This is a genomic window from Parendozoicomonas verongulae, from assembly GCF_009711465.1.
In the GTDB taxonomy this organism is placed as follows: domain Bacteria; phylum Pseudomonadota; class Gammaproteobacteria; order Pseudomonadales; family Endozoicomonadaceae; genus Sansalvadorimonas; species Sansalvadorimonas verongulae.
This window is the reverse complement of record NZ_SMME01000576.1, coordinates 653-944: the sequence shown is the minus strand read 5'-3', so window position 1 is coordinate 944 and position 292 is coordinate 653. Positions and strand designations below refer to the sequence as shown.

Genomic DNA, 292 nt, shown 5'->3' with positions numbered 1-292 from the left:
CTTTGTCCTGGGGTGTGAGTTATTAAAAAGCAGGGTTAACGAGAATATCAAAAGTTGTTCTTTGTTGGGCAACTGGTTTGGTTCCCATAGTCCACTCGCTGTGACGGTAAATGGTTTGGTTCGTGCGGATCAACCTGTTGATATTGTGTTGCAAGAGCTTCTGGACTTACACGAAAAAATGGTCCAGAGAGGCTTAGCCAGACGCGACGACTGGCAATATTCCATAGTCAAGATACTCACTTGGGCCTGTAATCGCCTGGGCGCTCATTCACCTCAGGTTATAGCCATTACT

The 292-nt window shown here is 46.2% G+C and carries 1 protein-coding gene; it reads left to right on the top strand.

Translation table 11 applies throughout. From position 1 onward, the window contains the following. Window positions 1-61: 61 nt before the first annotated feature. Window positions 62-292, top strand: a 231-nt coding sequence (locus tag E1189_RS24790; protein WP_230459978.1) for a hypothetical protein, incomplete at its 3' end; no start/stop codon positions are given.